Annotated in this window: 19 protein-coding genes; 17 read left to right on the top strand and 2 right to left on the bottom strand. The window is 44.1% G+C overall.

What is annotated here, in order from left to right:
- Window positions 1-641 precede the first annotated feature (641 nt).
- The 3 genes from K7A41_RS12775 (at window position 642) to pth (ending at window position 3079) form a co-directional block, all read left to right on the top strand.
- On the top strand, window positions 642-1598 hold the full coding sequence (locus K7A41_RS12775; protein WP_028072130.1) for a ribose-phosphate pyrophosphokinase: 957 nt from the start codon (window positions 642-644) through the stop codon (window positions 1596-1598).
- Window positions 1599-1732: 134 nt separating this feature from the next.
- Window positions 1733-2329 carry a 50S ribosomal protein L25/general stress protein Ctc gene (locus K7A41_RS12780; RefSeq protein WP_028072129.1) on the top strand — a complete coding sequence of 199 codons (597 nt, stop codon included), beginning with the start codon at window positions 1733-1735 and terminating at the stop codon, window positions 2327-2329.
- 186 nt (window positions 2330-2515) lie between these two features.
- Window positions 2516-3079, top strand: a complete 564-nt coding sequence (gene pth / locus K7A41_RS12785; protein WP_028072128.1) for an aminoacyl-tRNA hydrolase — start codon at window positions 2516-2518, stop codon at window positions 3077-3079.
- Between the two features lie 107 nt (window positions 3080-3186).
- Here pth and K7A41_RS12790 read toward each other — a convergent pair whose 3' ends face one another.
- Window positions 3187-5169, bottom strand: coding sequence for a M56 family metallopeptidase (locus K7A41_RS12790; protein ID WP_265713985.1), 1983 nt, complete (start codon window positions 5167-5169; stop codon window positions 3187-3189).
- Between the two features lies 1 nt (window position 5170).
- Window positions 5171-5536 (bottom strand): BlaI/MecI/CopY family transcriptional regulator, encoded by a 366-nt coding sequence (locus K7A41_RS12795; protein ID WP_265713986.1) that lies wholly within the window; start codon window positions 5534-5536, stop codon window positions 5171-5173.
- 320 nt (window positions 5537-5856) lie between these two features.
- Here K7A41_RS12795 and K7A41_RS12800 point away from each other — a divergent pair, with 320 nt between their 5' ends.
- The 14 genes from K7A41_RS12800 (at window position 5857) to K7A41_RS12865 (ending at window position 20773) form a co-directional block, all read left to right on the top strand.
- A complete protein-coding gene (locus K7A41_RS12800; RefSeq protein WP_265713987.1) occupies window positions 5857-7227 on the top strand; it encodes a hypothetical protein in 1371 nt (456 codons plus the stop codon).
- Between the two features lie 5 nt (window positions 7228-7232).
- Complete coding sequence (locus K7A41_RS12805; RefSeq protein ID WP_265713988.1) at window positions 7233-8240, top strand: SPFH domain-containing protein; 1008 nt, start codon at window positions 7233-7235, stop codon at window positions 8238-8240.
- A gap of 6 nt (window positions 8241-8246) precedes the next feature.
- Window positions 8247-8492, top strand: coding sequence for a hypothetical protein (locus K7A41_RS12810; protein ID WP_028072123.1), 246 nt, complete (start codon window positions 8247-8249; stop codon window positions 8490-8492).
- Between the two features lie 189 nt (window positions 8493-8681).
- Entirely contained in the window at window positions 8682-9968 is a 1287-nt protein-coding gene (locus K7A41_RS12815; protein ID WP_028072122.1) for a citrate synthase, read from the top strand.
- Between the two features lie 185 nt (window positions 9969-10153).
- Window positions 10154-11215 (top strand): NADH-quinone oxidoreductase subunit NuoH, encoded by a 1062-nt coding sequence (nuoH, locus tag K7A41_RS12820; protein WP_410240447.1) that lies wholly within the window; start codon window positions 10154-10156, stop codon window positions 11213-11215.
- 3 nt (window positions 11216-11218) lie between these two features.
- A complete protein-coding gene (locus K7A41_RS12825) occupies window positions 11219-11782 on the top strand; it encodes a NuoI/complex I 23 kDa subunit family protein (protein WP_028072120.1) in 564 nt (187 codons plus the stop codon).
- 1 nt (window position 11783) lies between these two features.
- Complete coding sequence (locus K7A41_RS12830; RefSeq protein WP_028072119.1) at window positions 11784-12326, top strand: NADH-quinone oxidoreductase subunit J; 543 nt, start codon at window positions 11784-11786, stop codon at window positions 12324-12326.
- On the top strand, window positions 12323-12631 hold the full coding sequence (nuoK, locus tag K7A41_RS12835) for an NADH-quinone oxidoreductase subunit NuoK (RefSeq protein ID WP_028072118.1): 309 nt from the start codon (window positions 12323-12325) through the stop codon (window positions 12629-12631). Before K7A41_RS12830 ends, nuoK begins: the two co-directional genes overlap by 4 nt.
- A gap of 3 nt (window positions 12632-12634) precedes the next feature.
- Window positions 12635-14689 carry an NADH-quinone oxidoreductase subunit L gene (locus K7A41_RS12840; RefSeq protein WP_265713990.1) on the top strand — a complete coding sequence of 685 codons (2055 nt, stop codon included), beginning with the start codon at window positions 12635-12637 and terminating at the stop codon, window positions 14687-14689.
- A 3-nt stretch (window positions 14690-14692) separates the two neighbouring features.
- Window positions 14693-16294 carry a complex I subunit 4 family protein gene (locus tag K7A41_RS12845; protein ID WP_265713991.1) on the top strand — a complete coding sequence of 534 codons (1602 nt, stop codon included), beginning with the start codon at window positions 14693-14695 and terminating at the stop codon, window positions 16292-16294.
- A gap of 6 nt (window positions 16295-16300) precedes the next feature.
- Window positions 16301-17782, top strand: a complete 1482-nt coding sequence (locus K7A41_RS12850; RefSeq protein WP_265713992.1) for an NADH-quinone oxidoreductase subunit N — start codon at window positions 16301-16303, stop codon at window positions 17780-17782.
- A gap of 135 nt (window positions 17783-17917) precedes the next feature.
- Window positions 17918-18523: a DUF4254 domain-containing protein gene (locus tag K7A41_RS12855; protein ID WP_265713993.1), complete on the top strand. Its 606-nt coding sequence runs from the start codon at window positions 17918-17920 to the stop codon at window positions 18521-18523.
- A gap of 4 nt (window positions 18524-18527) precedes the next feature.
- On the top strand, window positions 18528-19553 hold the full coding sequence (locus K7A41_RS12860) for a glycosyltransferase family 9 protein (protein WP_265713994.1): 1026 nt from the start codon (window positions 18528-18530) through the stop codon (window positions 19551-19553).
- Complete coding sequence (locus tag K7A41_RS12865) at window positions 19550-20773, top strand: glycosyltransferase family 4 protein (protein WP_265713995.1); 1224 nt, start codon at window positions 19550-19552, stop codon at window positions 20771-20773. Before K7A41_RS12860 ends, K7A41_RS12865 begins: the two co-directional genes overlap by 4 nt.
- Window positions 20774-20776 lie beyond the last annotated feature (3 nt).

Genomic DNA, 20776 nt, shown 5'->3' on the forward strand with positions numbered 1-20776 from the left:
TGAACTTTATTCTGATTTTTTAACACATCCTCCCCGAAAAAATGTCGGCAGCCGGAATATCATTGGGATAAAAACAAAAATTATTTCTTTGAAAATCAAGCCCAATACATATTCAAGCACATTTTTATTTGCAGAAATAAGAATTGTCCGTATATTTGCAACATCAAATCCGGAACGCTTGTGGACAAAACAAGCAGGATGAGTGTCCGATAGTATAAGGGTAGTACAAGTGATTTTGGTTCATTTAGTCTTGGTTCGAATCCAGGTCGGACAACAACAGCAGAAAGGCTTGCAAATGCAAGCCTTTCTTCGTTATATGCAAGGCTTATTGTTTATAAAGGGTTAGATTTTTTTAAATTCCAATTTTGATTTTTAAAACAAATCTCTATCTTTGCGTCGTCAAAAAGAAAAAGACGGAAACGTTGACTTTTATTAGCGACATTGTCCGATAGTATAAGGGTAGTACAAGTGATTTTGGTTCATTTAGTCTTGGTTCGAATCCAGGTCGGACAACTTTTAAAGTTAACAGTATATGGATTGTGCAAACAATCCATTTTTTTTAATGTTTAGCTTTAAAAAAATAAGGGAATAAAATATTGAATAAGCGACAATACAATAACCCAACATAAATATACAAAACCATGCCTTTGCAATTCAACACGGTTAAACTATTTGCAGGTTCTGGCACCACAGAACTAGCCGAAAAAATCGCACAATCTTACGGGAAGCCTCTTGGAGACAAAACATTATCACGTTTTAGTGACGGTGAGATTCAGCCATTCTACAATGAATCGGTTCGTGGAAGCGATGTATTCATCATCCAGTCGACCAATCAACCCACTGACAATCTTCTCGAATTATTGTTGATGACTGATGCGGCCAAAAGAGCTTCAGCGCATTACATCACGGCCGTAGTTCCTTACTTCGGTTTCGCAAGACAGGACCGAAAAGACAAACCGAGAGTTGCCATCGGCGCAAAAATGATCGCCAATCTGCTGACAGCAGCTGGAATCCACCGTATCATGACGATGGACCTGCATGCAGCGCAGATCCAAGGTTTTTTCGATATTCCTGTTGATCACCTTGATGGATCCATCATCTTTGTTCCTTACATCAAATCCTTAAAGCTTCCCAATTTAACAATTGCATCGCCGGACATGGGCGGATCCTATAGAGCACGTACCTTTGCCAAATTTTTCAATGCAGAAGTTGTTATCTGTGACAAACGCCGTAAGCGTGCCAATGAAATCGAATCGATGTCTATCATTGGTGATGTCACTGACCAGGATGTGGTCCTGATCGACGATATCTGTGACACAGCAGGCACGCTTTCAAAGGCAGCGGCCCTGATCATGGAAAACGGAGCACGCTCTGTACGGGCAGTTTGTACGCACGCCGTGTTATCGGGCAAAGCCTACGAGACTATCGAAAACTCGGCCCTGTCCGAAATGATTGTAACAGATACGATTCAGCTGGATCCTGTGAAAGCCAAACAGTCAACAAAAATTAAAGTATTGTCTACCGCTGACCTGTTTGCAAAAGCAATCAAAAGCGTAAATCAGCATACATCGATCTCCGATCTGTTCGAAGTCGAGTAAAACACGGGGCCTGGCAAGGAGTATACAATTTTTAATTTTTGCTTTTTAAATTTATATACTATCTTTGCACCTCAAATTTATAGAAATTTAACGGATGGAATAGTTCATCCACCATTTAAAAACAATTTTAAAAAATGAAATCAATTGCTATTAGCGGTTCTGTAAGACAGAACGTAGGGAAAAGAGATGCAAAAGAATTGCGTTACCAAGGTTTAGTACCGGCAGTGCTTTACGGAGGTAAAGAACAAACCGCTCTTTCTGTATCCGCAGCTGATTTGAAAGCAGTTCTTTATACGGCTGATGTTATCTTCATTGACTTAAACATCGACGGACAGACAAAAAGAGCTATCGTTCAAGACGCACAATTCCACCCATTGACTGACCAGGTTACTCACGTTGACTTTTTGGAATTATTTGATGACAAAGAAGTATCATTAAATATTCCTATCAAATTGACAGGAACTTCTCCAGGTGTTAAAATGGGGGGTAAACTAGTTCAAAAATTGCGTAAATTGCGCGTAAAAGCATTACCTGCAAACTTGCCACAAGAAATCGAGGTACCAATGGAATCCTTAGAAGTTGGTAAATCATACCGTGTGGCTCAGGTTCAGCTGGAAAATGCAAAAGTATTAAACAACGCTGATGATACTATCGTATCCGTAATCATGTCACGTGCATTGCGTCAAGCTGAACAAGAAGCAGCTAAAGCAGCTAAAGGTGGTAAAAAATAATCTGGACAAGATTTTCAAATACTACAGAAAGCACCGAAATTCGGTGCTTTTTTGTTTATTTAAATTTCTATTTTTATACCTTGGATTACTCTTTTCGGGACAATATGCAGCAGACCGTAGCCCGGAGCCGTGAACACCACCGGCTTAGGAATACGTTAAACAATAAGGATAAAATAATTAAACTATATGAACTTCCTCATCGTCGGATTGGGCAACATTGGCAGTGAATATGCCGATACGAGACATAACATCGGTTTTATGGTAGCCGATGAGCTTGTCAGACAAGCTGGCGCCAGTTTCTCGTTATTAAAACTGGCGTATTACAGTGAATTTAAACAAAGGGGACACAACGTCACGGTTATTAAGCCGACCACCTATATGAATTTAAGCGGCAAAGCGGTCAATTATTATATGCAGCAGTGCAAAGTTCCCATTCAGCATGTGCTGGTCGTCGTGGACGACCTGGCCATTCCATTTGGTTCATTACGGATGAAGCCCAAGGGTAGCAGTGCGGGCCACAACGGTCTTAAATCCATCGAGCAACTGTGTGGTGGACAGGTGTATCCACGGCTGCGCTTTGGTATCGGCGATAATTACCCCAAGGGCAGACAGGTGGATTATGTGCTGGGACCTTTTGACAAAGAAGAGCAGGCAGAATTGCCAGCATTAATTGATCATGCGGTAAAAATGATCCAGAGTTTTGTCAACATCGGGATTGAGCTGACCATGACCAATCTAAATACAAAGTAAGAGAGGGATAAGCCTCTCTTACTTTGTATTTAGATTGGCTACTACCTTTTATCGCCCTTGACGCCGGCAGCAGGTCTTATTTCTGTGTCGAGTTCGGTTTTGACCGTTTACTTTGTCTTCCCATCCAAAGTTTCAGCAGCTGCTTTTTTTATCCCGGCAGCTTTTTTCTTCGTGGTGACCATAATAACACCCTTATCGCCAGCTGCACCAAATCGCGCTGTCGCAGCCCCGTCTTTAAGCACCTCCACCGACTGGATATCCGAAGGTTTGAGATCATCTAATTTCACTGACTCCACCTTGCCATCGACCACCAATAAGGGATTCTTCTGGCCAGAAGAAAAACCGCGCACTCGAATAGGACTTGTATCAAACGACTGAATCAACGTTTTTGTCCTTTCCTCCTGCCCTTCCGATGTCGTATTGGACTGCGCTTTAAACGTCAGGTTCTCAATATCACCAACACGGTCTCGGGCAACACGGCCCGCCATTAAAAGTCCAGTCCCTTTCACACTATTTCCGGCCCCGGTAACCTGCGACGATGAGGCTTTCAATTTATCCGGATGTTCTCTGGCCCATCCCTTCGTCGTTACTTCGATGACGCCATTTTTGCCGTCCCGACCATATTTTACCTGTGCGGTAGCATCCTTAATAACATGTATATGTTCAATATCGTTGGGAGACAGCTCTTTTATTTCCTCCGGACTTGCTTTCACACCATCGATGACATATAGAACGTTAGTAGGTATGCCTACGGTTTTCACCTTTGTCGTACGCGTAGAATCGCTCTGAAGGAAAAGGCCCGAAACCTTACCTTGCACGCTGCCGGCAGCAGCACTTTTGCCGGTCTTCGTTGTAATCAAGACGACTCCCTTTTCACCTTTCTCGCCATATATGGCAGTTGCCGATTTATCTTTCAGAACCGATATGGATTCAATTGTATTCGGGTCCAGCACATTCAACTTTTCTCTGTCGATCACCACATTATCCAGCATCAGCAAGGGATCATGACCAGCCAAACCAACTAACTTTAATCCGCTCGCTTTACCGTTATTTTCTCCAGCAACATGACGAACGGTATCATTCTTGACGGTATCTGCGGCCGGCTCCTTTTTTTGTAGCGTTCCAGTGTGAGCGGGCAACCTGTCCGGCAAAGAATCCAATGGATTCACCTTGGGCAGCGTAATCAGTGGGGTTTCATTCGCCTGCCTGACCACCCCTTCGATACTATGCTCCGCCCTGCTGACCGTGAATGCGGCTCCTGCAAGCAGAAACAACGGGAGTAGAAAGCCATACTTGCTCAACTCTATTTTGGACGATCTTTTTTTATTCATCATCATAATGCGACGTTTTAATAGTTTAAAATTAAATTGATTGCTCAATCCTATTGAAGTGCCCTTTTTGGACACATTCAATAGGCTATATTGGTACGTTTGGCGGTCAATTCCTTTATCGAGCACCCGTTGATCAGTCAGGAACTCCAAATTTTGGCGAATGGCCCTGCGCAGCAGCCAGACGAAAGGATTGTACCAACAACACACCAATATCATTTCAAACAATAAAATATCCACACTGTGAAGGCCTTTCACATGAATATCCTCATGCTTAAAAATATCGTGCAGCTCCGCGTCCAGATGCTGCTGCTTGTTGACATAGATTTTATTCAGGAAGGAAAAGGGAACGATAGGAATCAATACGTTCCGGAAAAAATAAGTCCGCCATTGGTCTGCTGTAGAATGCATATGAATCCGTAGTAAGCTCATGAGCTGCAATAGAAATTTCAACAGCAGTATAGCCGCGCCTACCATAAAAACGATTTCTATGAGCCCGGCCAGCGTCAATCTGTCCTGTACCTCCGGCTTTGTGATATAGAATGAAATCTGCTCGCCGACCACGCCCATATCCAGCCCGCGCTGCAGCAAAAGAGACCTAAGATCCAAAAAGGGATACACGAAAGCAAATACGCCCCCGATCAAAAAATAGGCTCTATTCAAGGTATAGAACGTCAACCTCTTCAGGAGCCCAGTATAACCGATGTAGATCATCGCAAGCAAAAGATTGACTTGTAGGATGTAAGTCAGTAAGCTTTCCATTCTATTTGGATTTAGTGTCTTTGATCATATCCATTATCTCCTTGAGCTCATCCGCGGTCAACTTTTCTTCCTTTACAAAAAAAGAAACCATCTCCTTATACGAATTTTTAAAATAATCGCCCACAAAGGAATTCATGAACTTTGCTTTGTAATCCTGTTCGCTGACAATGGGCTCATAACGCTTGGCATTCGCATACCTTACCGCCTTCACAAATTCCTTGCGCTCTAAATTCTTGACGGTAGAAGCCAATGTGGTATAAGGCATCTTCTCGCCTTTGATGTTGTCCAGTATCTCCTTGATAAAACCTCCGTTGAGCGCCCATATGGATCGCATTGCCTGCTCTTCCTGTGCTGTTAATTTTTCCATTGTGTATCTCCTATTACTAATCTTTCACTAATCTACGAATAATTCGTAAATATCAAAACTATTTTTCTTTTTTCATTGATGATCAAAATCGTATCGCGTCTCTACGCTGTGGAAAAAACAACCTGCTCATTTCATGCGTATTTAAACTCATGCGCCACGAATATGAGTTGGCTGGCCGAAAATTTGTAATACGTTTATTTTTATTCTAACTTTCAGCGATAGAAATCATAGTCAGTCATCAGAATGAAGGGATTACTGCAGTTATTCCATATAATAAAGAATCTGAGATCAAGCTGAATCGATAAACACAAGTAAAGTAAATGGCCAAGAACATCAAAGCGATCAAATGCCCCCACTGTGGCAGTATTAAAGTCACCACGCTGCGCCCGGATTACTATAAATGTAACAGCTGCGGCACAGAATTCTTTCTGGATAGCGACGACATCAATATCAACCACAACTATAACTATCCTCGTCCTCATCCAGACCAGTCCAAAGCCCTACGCATCATTGTGCTCGCTGTCGTCGGATTTGTTGCGCTGCTGTTTTTTATCAATGTGCTCAGCGGTATATTCAGCAAAAAATCCGAACCAGCGTACTCGGCTTACAGCTCTTCGAACCAAAACAAAGAGCCGGAAAAAACGGATCCGCTGGAATGGAACTACGCTAGCAACACCTTATTTTTGGATAAGAACAACGTGCCGCACGTGGTACTGGTAGGCAATGTAGGTACCTTCCGCACAATGCACGACGAAGGTAGAGACAATAAGGTATATATAGGACTGTTTGATCCCAAAACCGGCAAAAAGGAATGGGTAAAAGCGCTGATGGAAAGTCCGGTCAAATTGTCAAGCAGCGATGTGCAACTACAGGTCTTTGAAGACCAGAATCTGTATATTATTGTTAAATCCAAATATATTTATCAGCTGGATCGATCAACCCTGACCTACAAGAGTGTACTGGAGGACTATGTCAAGGCAGCGCCTGCCCTAAGTACTGGCATTGCCAAAGTAGAGTTTAAATATGCGGATTACGGCTCTGCTTATCAGATCGTCAATAATGAGGGACAAAATCTGGCGTACTATCCACTGATCAACAAAGCCATACCTGATAAACAGCTTTACGACGAGCGACGGAAAAAACTTCCAAATGCTACAACAAAAACCGGCTTTACGTTTTCAAGTAAATCCAGCTATTATCCGGAGGAGAAAATACAGCTGATTCAATACAGCTATCAGTATCAATATGGATTTCCAAAAGACAGCCCACGCTTTTCCTGGGATAAAGACTTTGGTGGATCGGGCATCTTCACGGACCGTGACCCGTACAAAAAGGTACTGATCAATCCCTGGCAATTTAAGGGGGCCCGCCTGCTCAGCTTTAAAGACCTGACGCCGGGACGGCTTTACTTTCAGCCAAAGGTCGTTACTTACAATGAAAAGACACTGCTGATCGCCTACAAACCGACACCGGCAGAAGATGATCCTTTTCAGCTCCAGCTGTTGGATGCCGTTACTGGCAGCATACAGCAAACCATACCGACCGAACTTAAGTATATTGATGACGAGGGCAGCCTGCTTAAAGACGGCTTTATTGTCAAAGGCTCCAGCGACTACTATTATTTTGACCAAAGCGGCAAACAAATCAATAAATTCGAAGGGTATAATCCCAAATTCGACGCAATAAATTAAATATTATGGGACTATTCAATCTTTTTAACAACCAGCTATCTGAGGTCATTGAGTGGAAAAATCAGGACCCGCGATTATTATGGTATAAATTTCCATCCGAAAGAAATGAGATCAAAAACTCCAGCAAGCTGATTCTCGCTCCCGGGCAAGGCTGTATTCTGGTCTACGAAGGAAAGAGTGAAGACCTGCTCACCGAGCCGGGAACATACAACTTAAAAACGGACAATCATCCGTTTTTTACAACGCTGGCGAGGCTCAGGCAAAACTTTGAGTCGGAGCACAAACTATATATATATTTTTTCCGTACAGCAGCGATCGTCAACCAGTCCTGGGGAACAGGAAACCCGATAAAATATATCGATCCTCAGTACAACCTTCCTGTAGAACTGGGGCTTAACGGTACTTTTTCCTACCTCATCACAGATCCTGTACATTTCTACACGAATATTGTCGCCAATCAACATACAGTCGACACCGCGGCCATTCAGGAGATTATCAATAACCGTATTCCGCAGCAGATCATTAGCAGCATCGGACAGAAAAAACTCGGGTATAATGAAATTGACAGCCAACTCTCAAGTCTGTCTGCCGACATAAAAACCGCGATCGAACAAGAATTCAAAGACCTTGGTCTGCACATCACGGACTTCAAGATCCTAGGTACGCAGTTTGACACTAACACCCAGCGCCGCATTGGTGAAATTGCTGACCTGAGCACCCAAAATCAGGCGGCTTCACAGGCGGGCCTCAGCTATGTGGAGCTCGAAAAATTGCGTGCACTTCGGGATGCAGCCAAAAATGAAGGCGGGCTGGCAGGAGTAGGTGCCCAACTGGGGGTGGGCATGGAATTGGGCAAGCAGTTCAACCTGGAAAAAGACCAGATCAAAGACAGCATCCAACAAGAAGGAGACTTTGTCGAAAAACTGCAAAAACTACAGTTGCTGCTACGCGAAAATATCATCACTCAGGAGGAGTTTGATACCCTCAAAAAACAGATCTTAAATAAAATATAATATCATATGAAATACATCTTCGGTATATTATTCACTCTGGTTATCCTATTTGTCGCCACATATTTTCTGCTGGGCTTATGGGGAATCCGCTTGCTGGACGCTGAGAATTTCAGCAAAATCCTCTGGACAACAGGTATTCTTACCTTAACGTCCATTATCTTGGTCTGCTTTGTCGTTATCCCCTTCTTTGGATCAGGCAAAAATGGCCGATATGAGGACAAAGGAAAGGTCGCCCAACGAAAAACCGACTGATATTTAGCATAATAAGTTAATGTTAAATTTGAATAAATTCTTTGCTGATATGAGTAAATATTTAGTCGATATTATCCAAAATGACGGAATCATGTCATTTTAATTCGAAAAGAACTTTCGATTTTAAATCTCAAATAGTTAAATTTGTGAGATTAGCATAACAAATCAGATATAAGATAATATATAAACATGTCAGATAAAGCATCTATAAATTTAGACGGCACTTCTTATGACCTTCCAGTCATTGTCGGTACTGAAAATGAAAAAGCAGTTGATATTTCCAAATTAAGAGATCAAAGCGGATTTATTACCTTAGACCCGGGATACAAAAATACGGGCGCCACTAAAAGTGCGATTACCTTCCTAGACGGCGAAAAAGGAATATTGAGATATAGAGGTTATCCTATCGAGCAATTGGCAGAAAAATCCACTTTCTTAGAAGTAGCTTATCTATTGATCTATGGAGAGCTTCCGAAAAAAGAGGTGCTCGAAAAATTCAGAGCTGACATCAAAAAACAAATGATGATCCACGAAGACATGAAAAATTTCTTCGCCGGATTCCCATCTAAATCCCACCCTATGGGACAGCTGTCCTGCCTGGTCGGTGCACTATCTGCATTTTATCCTGAATCTTTAAATCCTAATTTAACAGACGAAGAAGAAGATCAGACGATCATCAATTTACTGGCTAAGATGCCGACTATCGTATCATGGATCCAAAAGAAATCTTTGGGCCATCCAGTTGTATACCCTAAAAACAACTTAGGTTACATCGACAACTTCCTAAACATGCTATTCGGCGAAGTGAACGATGAAAAAACATTCGATCCAGTCGTTATCGATGCCATGCACAAACTACTTATTCTGCATGCTGACCATGAGCAGAACTGTTCGACATCCACTGTACGTATCGTAGGCTCTTCAAATGCCAACCTTTATGCTTCTGTTGCTTCCGGTATCAATGCCTTATGGGGTCCATTGCACGGTGGTGCAAACCAGGCAGTGATCGAAATGCTTGAAGCAATCAAAAATGACGGTGGCGACGCTGAAAAGTACCTGGCGAAAGCCAAAGATAAAAACGATCCTTTCCGTCTGATGGGATTTGGACATCGTGTGTACAAAAACTTTGATCCACGTGCCAAGATCATCAAAAAAGCATGTGACGATATTCTGGAAAAACTAGGTGTTCAGGATCCTGTATTGGATATCGCTAAAAAACTAGAAGAAGCGGCATTGAACGATCAGTATTTCATCGACAGAAAATTATATCCAAACGTTGATTTCTATTCGGGTATCATCTATCGTGCATTAGGGTTCAAAGCGGATATGTTCACTGTATTATTTGCGTTAGGCCGTCTTCCTGGATGGATCGCGCAATGGAAAGAGATGCGTGAGAACAAAGAGCCGATCGGTCGTCCTAGACAAGTATACGTTGGCCATACAGAACGTGACTACGTTGAATTTGCAAATCGCTAATCCGATTTCGATTTATATCCATAAAAAAGCATCTCCCGGGATGCTTTTTTTATGGATATGTCACAATAATCTACTTGTTAAGTATATTTTAATTTTTCCTTATCTAAATTCCCTGTTTTTCGTTAAGTTTGCGTATTCATTGGACGCTTATTAAAAATCATTATAAATAAGACTTGTTGGATTCTATACTACATATCTTGGTTCCCATTGCTATCTTCACCTTTATAGCAGCATTTACCTTATTTGCAGTATATGCCGAACGCAAAATTGCCGGATTTGTCCAGGACCGTCTCGGCCCAATGGAAACGGGGAAATACGGCAGTCTACAAACGATAGCAGATATCCTCAAGCTGCTCCAAAAGGAACTGATAACCCCTGCTTCAGCAGACAAAATTCTGTTCCGCATAGCCCCGATCATCATCTTTGTAGCGGTATTTACAGGCTTTGCAGTCATCCCATGGGCCAAAGATTTTATACCGGCAAATACCCATACCGGTCTGTTTTTTATCATGGCGATAATCTCCATTGATGCATTAGGCATTCTGATGGCGGGCTGGGGATCAAACAATAAATATTCCTTACTGGGTTCCATGCGGGCTATCGCCCAGATGGTTTCCTATGAAATACCTGTCGGTCTTTCCCTGATTACTGTTGTCATGCTGACACAGACTCTGAATCTCAATGAAATAACGATAGACCAGGGTATTGCTACCAACGGCAGTATCAAGTTTCTGGGTTTTTGGGAGGTGAATGAGATCGGTGGCATTTTTGCATGGAATATTTTTCAGGCCCCTCACTTGATCGTCACATACATTATCTTTTTCATTGCTACACTGGCCGAATGCAACCGTGCGCCTTTTGATATTCCCGAAGCGGAATCCGAATTGGTCGGCGGCTTTCATACAGAATATGGGGGTATACAATTCGCCTTTATCTTTCTGGCTGAATATGCAATGATGTTTCTGGTATCCATGCTGGGGGTAGTCCTTTTTCTTGGTGGTTGGAACACACCGTTGCCCAATATCGGTGCGCTGCGGCTCGCCGACTGGACCAGTGGTCTGGCCTGGGGAATCTTTTGGACTCTGGCCAAGTCACTATTTATTGTTGGAATACAAATGTGGATTCGCTGGACACTGCCGCGTCTTCGCGCAGATCAGCTGATGAGTCTTTGCTGGAAGGTGCTGACACCCTTGGCCTTTCTCTGCATGGCTATTTCCGCGATCTGGAGAATCTTAATTATTGCGTAAGATATGATATTTAAAACGGCTTCCCATGCATTTCGTACGGCGATCAAAGGTTTGTCTTTGACGGTCAGGCACTTGTTTGGCGCACGGCGTTCCCGTCAGGAGCTAAATATCAAAAAGGATAACTATTTTGACAATCAGGATGGCATTGTCACGGTACAGTATCCTGCCGAAAAGATGCCTATACCCGATGTTGCGCGTTATCAGCTGCAGGTTGACATCGACGACTGCATCGTGTGTGACTTGTGTGCCAAGGCCTGTCCCGTAGACTGTATTGAAATCGAATCGATCAAATCGCCTGAAGCCATTGGCAAGACCTCGGATGGCAGTGTCAAACGCCTTTATCCAGCCAAATTTAATATTGACATGGCCAAATGCATGTACTGCGGGCTATGCACCGTCGTCTGTCCGACTGAATGCATTACGATGACCAACGAATACGACCGCAGTTCACAAAAGCTAACCGACCTGATCTATGGTTTCTCGGATATGACCGAAGAACAGGTGGCCCAGCGAAAAGCGGAGTGGACTCGATATCAAGCTGAAAAGGAGGCAGCAAAACAGAAGTAAGATGGAAAAAATCCTGTTTTATGTATTTGCGTTCCTTGCCATCGGCTCGGCATTGCTGCTGGTCAACCTTAAAAATATAGCACGTGCATTATTTTTGTTTTTCATTGTGCTGTTTGCGATGGCGGGCCTGTATTTATTTGCACTTGCCGATTTTGTGGCGATTACGCAGATCATGGTCTATGTGGGTGGGGTACTGATCCTCATGCTGTTTGCATTTATGCTTTCCAACAAGGAACTTCTGAAAGAACTGCAGGATAGCAGTGGCTCATTCCTAAGCATGCCCAAGTGGCAAGCGGTGCCATTGGCACTGGGCTTTCTGCTCCTGATGATGTATGGAATCATTGAATGGCAGCAGGCTACTCCTACGTGGATAGACCAGTCTGAACAGAATGGCACTTTTATCGCGGCCACGGATAACAACATTCAGCAGATTGGACTGCGATTTATGACATTTTATGTACTGCCATTCGAAGTCATATCGGTCTTTTTGATGATGGCACTTATCGGTGCCTCCCATTTATCCAGAAAGGAGCGCAGCAGATGATCCCATTAACCCATTTTCTGATCGTCAGCGCCTGCATTTTCTGCATTGGACTTTACACCGTGCTCTCGAAAAAAAATGCCATCATGATTCTCGTGGGGATCGAACTGATGATCAACGCGGCTATTCTAAATTTTGTAGCCTTTGGCCGATACGACAAAATCAGTTACGGCGGGCAGATCTTTGGCTTGTTTGCCATCGTGCTTGCTGCTGCTGCCGTTGCTGTCGGACTCGCACTGGTTTTAAATGTATACCGGCATTACAAGACCATCAATCCGGACGAAATAAACGAACTAAAAGATAAGTAAGCATTGGATCAGCTTGTTAACATATCGCCCCTATTGACCGCGCTGCTCGCCGTAATAGCACCATTTATTGCCTTCCTTTACCAGGCAGTCGCAGGCAGACATGATCAATCGGGGGGCGTCTCCCTGCTGGCTATTGTGCTCAGCTTTGTTTTTGGTGGACTCACCTGGCTAACCTGCTGGAACAGTCCGCCCGTTTCCAGCCAGATCAACTGGTTTACCATTGGTGGATCCACGTTTACAGTCGGCATCCTGCTCAACAACCTCAGCACACTCATGCTGCTGCTGGTTCCAACCATAGCACTACCTGTACATATCTACTCCAGAGCATACATGAAGGGCGACACTGGCATTCACCGGTACTGGATGTATCTCAGTCTGTTTTGTTTCGCTATGCTGGGCCTGGTAATTATGGACAGCCTCTTGCTTATGTATATCTTCTGGGAACTGGTGGGCTTTGCATCATACCTTCTCATCGGTTTCTGGTTTACCCGTGAATCAGCTGTACAAGCCAACAAAAAAGCATTTATTGTCAATCGTATTGGCGATTTAGGTTTCTTGATTGGCCTGGCAATTCTATTTACACAGTTCCAGACTCTCAATGTAGCTGAACTTTTTGCTGAGGGTGGCCTCGTCGCTCAGACGAGTGTCGCAGATGGACAGTGGGTCTCGCCGGTCAATACAATGGATCAGATCTGGTTAACGGTAGCCGGGCTTGCATTTTTTGTAGCTGCGATGGCCAAATCGGCACAATTCCCACTACATGTATGGCTGCCCGATGCCATGGAGGGGCCGACCTCCGTATCCTCCCTTATTCACGCTGCCACAATGGTTGCCGCTGGAGTATTCCTACTAGCAACCGTACTTCCGTTATTCAATGAAAGTGTGTTGTTGTTTATAGCAATCATAGGCACGGTTACCGCAGCATCCGCAGCTTACTTCGCCGTCGGTCAATACGACATCAAACGTATCCTGGCATTCTCAACCATTTCACAGCTGGGTTTTATGATGGTCGGTATCGGTATTGGCACTTGGGATGCAGCTTTATTTCACCTGGTCACACATGCCTTCTTTAAATGCCTTTTATTTCTTGCAGCAGGGGCAGTCATTCACGAGATGGCGCACCTCAAAGAACATAGTCATTTGGACTTCGATCCGCAGGACCTCCGCCAGATGGGCGGGCTAAAACAATATATGCCCAAAACCTTTATCCTAATGAGTCTGGCCTCGCTGGCCCTGGCGGGCTTTCCGCTCACCTCAGGATACCTCTCCAAAGACAGTATCGTCATATCCGCTTTTGAATGGGCATTGGCACATGGAGGAGGCTATCTGTTCATCCCAGTCTGTCTGGTTCTTGTCAGCATATTGACGGCATTCTATATTGGCCGGTTAATCTTTAAAACATTTTTTGGCGAATTTCGCCTACGGGCGCGGCTACCAGAAACGCTACAGGCACACCCATTACATGAGGCGCCGCGTACGATGCTGGTTCCGATGTTTTTTTTGGGAATATGCTGTTTATTCCCCCTATTTTCCACCAACCCACTCTCTTATCACGATTCGTGGCTGATGGATGGCCTATTGCCGGGAGAATATCAGTTTGCTCCCAGCCATAGTGCCCACCTGATCATTCCTTTGCTACTGCTGCTGGGATCCGCTGTGGGCTGGGTCATAGGCTGGAGATGGTATGTGCAAAATAAATATCCGCTAGATCCTGATAAATGGACTTTAAAAGCCGCTTTGCACCAGGGATATCTGAATGAGATCTACCAGGTCACCTTCGTTCAGGGCATATTAAAATTAGCACAGTTTAGTTACTGGTTTGACCGCCATATCGTCGATGCCCTGGTTGCTTTTGTTCGGTCCATCGTCCTCTCCTTATCACAGCTGAGCGTATGGGTAGACAAATATATTGTGGACGGTTTTGTCAACACAGTCGCTTCAATCGCATACTGGACGGGAAATCAGGTGCGCTTGGTGCAGAACGGAAAATTGCAGACAGCGTTGTATTCCGTGTTTTTGTTTGTTTTACTTGGTTTAATTTATCTTATATTTTTTTAGGACATGCCTATTCTATCCTTACTGATATTTTTACCGCTTTTGGCAACAGCTATCATTCTCGCCTTACCGACACGCTTTAAGTCGAGTTATCGATACATTGCCCTTGCCATCACTGGAATACAATTTGTGCTGGCTGGTATATGTTATGCACATTTTGATGCGAGCCAGACGGGTATTCAGGATCTAGCTGGGTATCAGTTTGTCGAGCAGCTGCCCTGGATCCGACTCGACCTGGGTACGATAGGCACACTTGAAATTGATTACCTTATTGGCATCGACGGTATTTCCATGCCCTTGCTGCTGCTCAGCGCTTTTGTAATGCTCATGGCCATCGGCGCATCCTGGAATATACAAAAAAGTCCCAAAGGTTATTTTGCCTTATTGATGGTGCTCAATATGGCTGTGATGGGTATTTTCTGTGCGCTGGACTTTTTCCTGTTCTATTTGTTCTACGAAGTCATGTTACTTCCACTATATTTCCTCATCGGTATTTGGGGTGGAGCCCGGCGGGAATATGCAGCCATCAAATTTTTCCTTTATACGCTATTTGGATCGGTTTTCATGCTATTGATCATTGTAGGCCTCTACTTTTCGGTGGTCAATCCAGAGACCGGAGCGCACACATTTAATATGATCCATATGATGAATCCCCAGAACTACCTCGCGGATTCCCTCTTTGCCTGGGGTGGATATCGGGAGATACTGGGTATTTCGGCAAGGCTGGTTGGCTTCATTGTGCTGTTTTTTGCCTTTGCCATTAAGGTTCCTATTGTACCCTTGCACACTTGGCTGCCCGACGCTCACGTGGAGGCACCAACGCCGGTATCGATTATTCTGGCGGGGATCCTGCTGAAAATTGGTGGCTATGGCATTATCCGCATCTGCTATAGCATCTTTCCCGATATGGCTGCACTTTCCAACTGGTGGCTGGGGTTGATCGGAGTGGTTTCCATCCTATATGGCGCATTGAATGCATTAGCCCAAAAGGATCTGAAGCGGATGATCGCGTATTCGTCGGTATCGCACATGGGCTTTGTGTTGCTCGGTGTAGCCTCGCTGACTGCCGAAGGTATCTCGGGAGCCATGTTCCAGATGATCTCCCATGGTTTTCTGTCTGCAGCGCTCTTTTTTCTGGTGGGAGTCCTTTATGACCGTGTGCATGACCGTAATATTTACAGTTTTCGGGGATTGGCTCAGATCATGCCCAAATACACAGGTTATGTTGCCGTCGCATTCTTTGCTTCTCTCGGGTTGCCGGGCTTTTCCGCCTTTATCGGCGAAGCTTTTGTCATTATCGGTTCATTTAATGCCGCCAGCTTAGGCACTGGCTTACCGCGCTGGATGGCACTCGCGGGATCTGTCGGTATCTTATTGAGCGCAGCCTATCTCTTGTGGACATTGCAGCGCATGTTTTTTGGACAGGTCCGCCTGAAAGGCGCCGACAGCTGGGCACATGCCCTGACGGATGTCAATGGCCGCGAACAGCTGATCCTATTTCCGACCCTGGCACTCGCTCTTTTGCTGGGCATCATGCCTTCCCTGGTATTTAGTCAGCTAAATGCAAGTGTATTGAACCTTGTCAGCATTATACAACAATTTATTTAACCCAGCATGCTCGCATTCGGTCCATATATCAGTTCTTTTATCGATCAGGTCATCGCCAGTATTCCCTATTTTAAACCCGAACTTACGCTGGTCATCACCTTTATTGCTGCAATTATTGCCAGCCTGTTTTTAGACCGCCGCTGGAAAAAGAGCTCATTTATCATTACTTTTGCCGGTATGGCACTCAGTGGCTGTTATCTGCTGGGACAAGGGCTCAGTAAAGTCGATATGGTTGCATTTTTCGATATGATCCATATCGATCCTTTCGCTACTTCAGCCCGGATGGTTATCCTTTTTTCAACCCTGCTGATTTGTCTTTTTGTGCAGCGCCGCCATCAGGAAGACCGTCCATTAGGTGACTTCTATGCTGTACTGCTGACAGCCACGCTGGGTTTAAATCTGTTGACCATGTCCAGCAACTGGCTGATGATTTTTATTGCGGTCGAAACTGTCTCTATCAGTTCGTACGTCATGGTCGGTTATTTTTCCTCCAGTAAAACTCAATCTGAAGCCGCGCTAAAATATGTCCTCTTTGGTTCGATCTGTGCTGCGGTAATGCTTTACGGCCTATCTCTGCTGTACGGTTTCACGGGAAACTTGAATTTCGATGCATCCAGCCATATTGCAGGCCTCATAGAAGCCCCACGGGTACTGATCAGCCTTGCGCTGCTCTTTTTGCTGACAGGAATAGGCTTTAAATTGAGTTTCTTCCCTTTTCATGTCTGGAGCCCCGACGTCTATCAGGGCGCACCGACCGTGGTGACGACCTACTTGGCCACAGTACCGAAAATAGCTGTTGTCGTGCTGTTATCCAAGCTCCTGGCAGCATGGCTATCCGTATCTTTTTATTTCAGTGATTTTCTGCTCTATGTCGTGATCATCATCGCCATAGCAACCATGCTGGTCGGCAACCTGGCTGCCCTACGGCAGCAGGACGCCAAAAGGATGATGGCTTATTCTTCTATCGGCCATACGGGGATATTATTAATGGCCGTACTGGTTTATCAAAATAACGAGGCCAATGTGCTGTTGTTTTATCTGTCCATCTATGCGTTGATGAATATTGCCGTTTTTATTTTCATTGATTCATTGGAGAATGCCCTGGGAACGACTTCCATCGACTCCTATCGTGGACTTGGCAAGCAATTCCCACTCCTCTTTACCGCATTTTCTGTGGTATTGGTGGCGTTGGTCGGCTTACCGCCCACGGCCGGTTTTGTTGGTAAACTTTTGGTATTTTCCAAAGTATTTGAGCAATATCAGCAATTCCCCACCTTCGGCCTGCTGACGTTACTGATCGTGGGCGCGCTGACCTCGGTCATTTCCCTGTTTTACTACTTTAAAATCCCGCTGAACGCATTCTTAAAGGAAACGGCTGAGCAACATACTTTCCGGCCATCGCGCCTGCTGCTTGGCATCGGACTGCTCTGTACCGTCGCGGTCCTATTGCTGGGTATTTTTCCCGACATTTTATTGTCCTTATTTTAAGTTGCAGGCTGTGCCGTATGACCATATGTTTTACGGCTGGTCGCGAACGGCGCATCGGTTGAAGGAACATGTTTTACCTTAGCACAGCGCGCGATTATAATTGTATATACTGGCAAATTTATCTAAGTTTGTGTTATGATTAGTGCAATAGCAAATCCGATTTTCCAACGTGCTATCCAGGATTACCACGTATACGACCAGATTGATCATCCAATCCAGAATCCGTATGACACACAATCCCTAGAACATCTCCTTTACCTCAAGTGCTGGATTGACACCGTTCAGTGGCATATGGAAGATGTTGTACGTAATCCGTCAATTGATCCCAAAGAGGGTCTATATTGGAAACGGCGCATCGACGAATCGAATCAGTACCGCACCGACACCGTAGAATATATCGACAGCTATTTTTTGCAGCAATATAAAGATATTCAGGCCAACCCCGATGCGAAGATCAACACCGAAAGTCCGGCATGGGCCATTGACAGGCTCTCCATACTGGCATTGAAGATCTACCACATGGAGCGGGAAACATGGCGTTCGGATGCGTCAGAAGCGCATATTGCAGCCTGTCAGGAAAAATTGAATATCTTGCTCGAACAGCGAAAAGATCTTTCACAGAGTATCGATGAACTCTTGAACGACATTGAAGCCGGCAACAAATACATGAAAGTATATAAACAGATGAAGATGTATAACGATCCGGCACTTAACCCTGTACTTTATACCTCCGGGAAATAGAAACATGTCTTTGCCTCAGCGAATCATAGTAACTCGGTTTTCGGCCATGGGTGATGTCGCCATGGTCGCTTCTGTATTAAGAGAATTTTGCCAGCAGTTTCCGCAGGTCGAAATCATTATGGTCAGCCGTCGCTTTTTTGAGCCATTCTTTGAGGAGATACCCAACCTGCGGTTTCATACGATAGACCCTAAAGCAGTACATAAAGGCTTGCGGGGTTTGATCAGGCTGAAAAAAGAGCTAGCGCAATATGGAGCAGATGCCGTGGCAGATTTACATTTTAACCTACGTTCCCGCGTGCTCGCTCTGCTATTTTCTTTATCAGGTTTGACCGTAAAACAGCTGGATAAAGGACGTGCTGAGAAAAAGGCCCTTACCAGAAAAGACAACAAGGTTAAAGTGCCACTAAAGCTGACTGTCGAACGCTATGCAGATGTCTTTCGTGCCCTGGGGTTTATCTTTACGCTTTCCAATCGTCTGATACCAAATGTGCAGGATGTCCCCAAGGCGGCTTTCAGTATGTTCGGCAATATGCGCCATAAAAAGGTAGGCATTGCGCCATTTGCTCAGCATCGCTATAAGATATGGTCTTCAGACAACATGGAGCAAGTGATCGATTATCTGACACACAACGGATACGACGTACTGCTCTTTGGTGGCGGCAAGGCTGAATTTCAAATTGCTCAGAACTGGACGGAGCGCTTCCCTAATACCTTCAATACCATTGGAAAGTTCAGTTTACGCGAGGAGCTGGATATCATATCCAATCTAGACCTGATGATCAGCATGGATTCGTCCGGGCTGCATATGGCCTCCTTAATGGGTGTCCGCTGTCTGTCTTTATGGGGCGCCACGCATCCCTATGCAGGATTTACGGGATATGGGCAGCAGCTGGCGGACTGCATCCAAGTCGAACATCCCAACCGTCCCAGTTCGGTGTACGGCAACAAACCCTGCGACTGTAATGGTACAGAGGCGATTGATTTAATTACTCCGGCAATGGTGATCGAAAAAATAAGGGCGATAAGATGAGAATAGGACTAGTTACGATTCGATATGGCCTGGATATCACAGGTGGAGCCGAATTCCATTGCAGAATGTTGGCGGAAAGATTAGCAAAAAGACATGAGGTTACTGTTCTCACAACCAACATTAAGGTGTTAAATAAGACCCAAGAAAATTTTGACGAAGGAATAGAAATCGTCAACAATATTCCAGTGCTGCGATTTAAAACAAATGGCATTAAAGCTCCGGAGACTACAGAAAAAAAAAGTAAGATCGCTAGAAAATTAAGGCGTTTAATTTATAGATGGGGATTATCACGACCCGTTTTTTCGATGTTCCCTATTTGGAGGTACAAAGTACATCAGGAGGCCAGGCATTTGGAACGTCATCCCTTTTATTCTTCTGACTTATTAGATTATTTAAAAAATCATAAAGACAGCTTCGACAAAATTATTTTCTTCACCTATGAGAACCCACTTACTGTTTTCGGATGTTTAATGGTTCCAAACAAATCCATCTTAGTTCCAACAGCACATCTGGAAAGTATGTTATTTAGAAGTATAAACACGCTCGTATTTTCAAAGGTAAAACACATTGCCTTTAATACCCAAACTGAAAAGGAAATGTGCAGGAAAATATTCCGAAACGCTCTAGCCCAAAATAGTGTAGTAGGGATAGGGGTTAATCAGATCGAAGATTTTGGCGATGGTAAATGCGTTTTTAAGAAGTTTAACATCCGCTCACCATATTTGCTCTATTGCGGACGGATTACTCCAGTAAAAATAAACAATTTTATACACTATTTTCTAAGGTTGAAAACCGAGCAAATGCTAAACCTACAATTTGTTTTAACCGGAGAAAATATGATGGGGATTGAAACTCATTCTGATATTATTTATACCGGATTTGTCAGTGAAGAAGATAAAAAGAAACTGATGGAACAAAGTTTTGCCATCGTCAATCCGTCCCTTGCTGAAAGTTTATCTTTATTGACTTTAGAAGCACTTCAATTAGGCAAACCTGTGATTGGTAACAGGAGATGTCATGTTATGGTAGAGCATGAAATAAAAAGCGGAGCAGTATTTTGCTATGATTCTTTCAACTCATTAAAATCGATAATCCAATATTTACAGAACTCAAATATTGAAAGCGATGCAATAGAAAAGAAAGCGAAAGAATATGTCAATAAATATTATAATTGGGATTTGGTATTGAGTAAATTTGAAAATATTTTTAAAGAAAGCTAAACC

This window comes from Sphingobacterium sp. InxBP1 (genome assembly GCF_026191775.1).
Taxonomy (GTDB): domain Bacteria; phylum Bacteroidota; class Bacteroidia; order Sphingobacteriales; family Sphingobacteriaceae; genus Sphingobacterium; species Sphingobacterium thalpophilum.